The sequence below is a fragment of the Anaplasma phagocytophilum genome (genome assembly GCF_023476575.1).
Classification (GTDB): domain Bacteria; phylum Pseudomonadota; class Alphaproteobacteria; order Rickettsiales; family Anaplasmataceae; genus Anaplasma; species Anaplasma phagocytophilum_A.
Genome location: NZ_JAHLEX010000094.1, coordinates 1 through 4417 on the forward strand (window position 1 = coordinate 1; position 4417 = coordinate 4417).

The window sequence follows — 4417 nt, forward strand, 5'->3', positions numbered from 1 at the left end:
TACCCTACGGAGATGCTCCAGCAGTATATTACGTGCTATCACACAATTCGTAACGCTATGACTAGGTTAAATAAAAAGAGCAGCAGTCTTCATTTATAGTTGTATATATCGCATTCATAACCAGCTTGCCCAATAACCTCAGATATTTCATCCCCAAGCAACTCCGCTATTGTCAGCGACTTGTAACCTATTCGCCACAACCACCACTAATGAAGCTTTTTGTATATATTAAGAAAACTTACTCAGAAATACCTTATAACATGCCACTATTCACCGGATGTACAGAGATCCGCTGAATGATACATACAAGAAAAGGACACATTTCACATACCCAATATGCAATAACACAACAGACCTACACTTAAGTACCCTTACTATGGTTTTTAAAACTCACTTCATCTTCGAGAAACTAAGTACAGTTAGCATTTACAAAACAACAATACCCACTCAAAGAGTACAACATACTCACCGAGCTACAAACTGTACATCATTGTAATCTGTACATCCAAGCCAAACAAAGCACACACTTTAAACGCGAGGTGAAACCCAGCACAAACCAAAACCGCAATCGCCTCAAGGCACTCAACTCTTTTGAAGCTCGTAGCAACTCGATACAAATACAAATCCGCTTTGTCTACTAAGCAACAACTCTAACAAGAAATACACAACCAAAAAGATGCTAGGTTCCCACCCGCATACAAAGTGTTTCTACACATTTACCGTATCTAACAACTTCCTACTCGAACGGAATCGTACACGTCTTTTTGGAGGTAATGTTTCTAAGTGACCAGTTTTTGGATTGTGGTACTTCTTCTCTGCGCACTGAATAACATGCAGCGTACCAACGTTGTGCAGGCGAATTGAATGATTGGTTTCCAGGGCTGTCTTAATTGCAGACATTACCACATCATAAGCGCTACTAGAATCTTTCTTTGTAAAGCCTAAACCCGACATCAACGCCCTTACTATGATTTCCTTGCTCATAAGTAAAACTCCTGACTCGACATAAGTTAACCGGACCTAGGATATTAGGTTGGTTGGTATAGTCAACTAAATTCGTAGCCATTAACTAACGTATTATTAAGCATGGACGACTTTTTGCCACAAAATCACGTAAAGACATCGTACTCAGGTAAATAACATAATAATTGCGAACATGAACACTAGGCAATATCTCTATTTTTTGGATTTGAGAAGATTCGATGTGATCTCAGCTATTCTAAATAGGGTTGCTTCTCTATGTATATGTAACTTTCGCGCGGTAGAAAAAATCTCCTGTGCTTTTGAGTACTTATCCAACATTGCAAGTATATTTGCATCAGTCACGTAATTAGTGTTGCTTTCGTGCAACCTAAGTGTGCTCAGAATTGTGTCATATATAGCTTTAAGTGATAAGTACTCTATCTTGTGCATGGGAAGTTCTGTTTCCAGCACGTTTCCTATGGTGTCAGAAACGTTTTTTTTCTGTATCAAGTCAATTATGTTTTCGTACAGCGTTATTTCTTTGTCTATGTCTTCAGATACCATTCCCGGAATTCCAGGATATAAAGCCACTGCTTTATCTTCTAAGTTCATATCGGGAAATTTTAATTCTATCACTTGTCTTGTTTCTTCAAGAGTAAGCTTAGAGAATGAAAGAATCATGCACCTAGACCTTATCACTATAGGCACGCTATATAGGTTATGACTAATTATCAAGATAAGTGAGTGTTGTGGCGGTTCTTCCAAGATCTTGAGCATGGAGTTTATTGTGTTGCTGTTTAGCCCGTCAATGCTATCAAGTATCACTATCTTACGTTCTGCACTTATCGGCAACATGTGTAAGAAGTGCTTAACTTTTCTGATCTTATCTACACCTATAGGTGATGTTTCATCTTCTATGATAGCTACATCTGGATGAGAATCCAAGGAATCAGAGCGAGTAAGAAACCTGGCATAAGCATGCGATAAAGTTGCTTTACCGATACCTCTTTTCCCACATAAAAGCCAGGTATTGACTTTGCGATTTTGCCAAAGAGTATTTTTTTGGGTACTATGTCCAACTACTGTGTCCATGTTGTTTTTCCACGGTTAATAGCATCAAGAATTTTGCTACTCGGTAGCATACCAGTTCTAAGTATTTTCTGCGATACCATGTCAAATACTGTAGAACACATTCCGCTAACAGAGCTATCATCCTCCCATAACTTAGAAACATGCATTCTAAGTTCCTCAGAAATATCAGAGGCCTTTAGAGCATCGCGCTCACCAGACAAATTTGCGCTAGTAGCTACAACAGGGAACTCAAACCTACTGAGTATGTTACACGCTAGCGCATGATCAGGTATTCTCACGCCCAGGGTATCTTTGAAGAAGCGTCTTGGCAAGTTTTGTGCATAATGCAGAGGGAGTATGAAGGTTATAGGCCCTGGTGATAACATTTCCATTATCCTCAAGTCTGTATTTTTCATATTAGAAAACTTCTTAACTTGCTTAATATTACCGAACATTAGAGAGAAAGGTTTATCATGTAAACGACGTTTTATGTCGTACAGTTTAGCAACTGCGCGTTCACTAAAAGCGCTACATGCTAGAGCATATAGAGTTTCAGTAGGGAAACACACTATTTCCTCGTTTCTAAGCGCATTTACTATTTCTTCAACCATATATACCAACATAAATAGTTACTATAAGCCTGCTGGTAGCCGATAATGAAGTTGTTAAATCTTTAAAGTACATCTCCACGTATTAGGGTATCACATTCAGCTATGCGTATTAACTCTATTTATACTGAATTTTCAAGGGTACTTTATGGGACCTTGCGTGAATGGTAGACAAATTTTTTCGTACTATGGAGGGAGAGGTTTGTATAGTAAAAACCATATAATGCGCTATATAGCTTGTAACAATGCGTAGGATTTGTACTTTTCATCACATCGTTTATTAGCTATGTAATCAGTCAAAGTGACTATGTATTCTGTTCCGGAGCGTACGAGGCATTCTTCCTTACTTGGTAACAACCTCATTATAAGAGGTTTAAGCTATATGGCGGATGGAGAAGAATTTCTACGTGATCGCAGCTTATTTCTAAATACGGTAAGTGTATTTCTTTGCATATAAAATGTTGAGCATGTATATGCATGCAATACAGCGTTTTATTAGGTATATAGCGAGATGATAGTTATTGTATAAATTTTTGCGGCACAACAGGTAAGGCATGATAGTTTTTGGCCTTAGCGGAGGAACAGCTTCAGGTAAGACTCAGGTGGCAAGGCTTTTTTCTCAATTCAGTCAGGCAAGAGTCTTTAATGCTGATCGAGAAGTGCATAAAATGTATGAGCATTTTGCCAGCATCATAGGACTTGTCCAAGAGTATTTTCCAGACTCAATTCATGATGGCTGTGTTTCGCGGAAAGAGCTATTAAAGCATTTTGTAGAATATGGATCAAAGTGGCAAATGTTTCAGACGGCCTTGTATAGTGAGCTACTCATCAGACAAAATAGATTCATTACTGAGAGTCGCATAAGGAAAGCGAGGTACGTGATATTGGATATACCTATGATATTGGAAGCGGGATATTGGAGGAGCTGTGATTTTATAGTGTGGGTGCGTGCGAGCAAAGCAATACAGGTAAGGAGATTGAGAGAAAGGGGTATATCGCAAGAGGGGATAAAGTGCCTTTTGAGTAGGCAAGTACAGGCCGAGAAAAGACGAAATTTTGCAGATTTCAGTATAAACACATGTGGCAGCATGAGGGATACAGCCTCAGGGGTACTTGCTATTCTCAATGATCCTCGTGTCAAGGTACAACGCGATATGCATTTTCGCAGTCAGCATTTATGTATTCTTCCTAGACGTAATGGGCTAGGTCAATTGCCTAGTGTTCTGTGAATTATCAGCAGCATTTTATGCTTTTTACTTTACAGTGGCTCCTGTATGAGCTGGATTTATTTCAGCTTTATCTCTTAGAGCAACGGGTTTTTGTAGTTCGGTACTTCCAGTAACAACCTCTTCGGGTAATTACTTAGGGCAAGCCTAGTAACCTTAAATAGATGTTTTTTATGGTCTCAATACTTTAAGCAATTCGCTATTGCTATATCGAATTGCTCAATTTGTATCTCCATGACTTGGAGCAACAGGTTCTTGTAGTTAAAAAAGCTTAAGCTTCATTAGTAGTAAGTCTTTGGCTTGTTATGCTACTACTGTAAGTACAGAAGGTATCGCATATGCCATGACTTTAGCGGCACCTATTTCCTCTAGAGCATTAGCTAGAGATTTTTCAATGAGATAAAATCGTATCTACTGCAGATTGCTCTCTTATAGTGGGGTTAGATCTACCTCTTGCCACTGTAGCTTCTCCAGAATTTATACTGTCTTGAATACCCAGAGTATGCTCCTCTCAACCACTTGAAGAAATTCTACTACCATCCCAAGCAG

At 38.9% G+C, this 4417-nt stretch carries 4 protein-coding genes; 1 reads left to right on the forward strand and 3 read right to left on the reverse strand.

What is annotated here, in order from left to right; all coding sequences use genetic code 11:
* Window positions 1-708 precede the first annotated feature (708 nt).
* The 3 genes from KPX09_RS04480 to KPX09_RS04490 all read right to left on the reverse strand — a co-directional run bounded on the left by KPX09_RS04480 (window position 709) and on the right by KPX09_RS04490 (window position 2645).
* Complete coding sequence (locus tag KPX09_RS04480; RefSeq protein ID WP_011450880.1) at window positions 709-984, reverse strand: HU family DNA-binding protein; 276 nt, start codon at window positions 982-984, stop codon at window positions 709-711.
* Between the two features lie 192 nt (window positions 985-1176).
* Window positions 1177-2055 (reverse strand): hypothetical protein, encoded by an 879-nt coding sequence (locus KPX09_RS04485; RefSeq protein WP_249549181.1) that lies wholly within the window; start codon window positions 2053-2055, stop codon window positions 1177-1179.
* Window positions 2043-2645: an L-threonylcarbamoyladenylate synthase gene (locus KPX09_RS04490; RefSeq protein ID WP_249549182.1), complete on the reverse strand. Its 603-nt coding sequence runs from the start codon at window positions 2643-2645 to the stop codon at window positions 2043-2045. Before KPX09_RS04490 ends, KPX09_RS04485 begins: the two co-directional genes overlap by 13 nt.
* A 551-nt stretch (window positions 2646-3196) precedes the next feature.
* Here KPX09_RS04490 and coaE point away from each other — a divergent pair.
* Window positions 3197-3871, forward strand: coding sequence for a dephospho-CoA kinase (gene coaE, locus KPX09_RS04495; RefSeq protein WP_249549183.1), 675 nt, complete (start codon window positions 3197-3199; stop codon window positions 3869-3871).
* Window positions 3872-4417 lie beyond the last annotated feature (546 nt).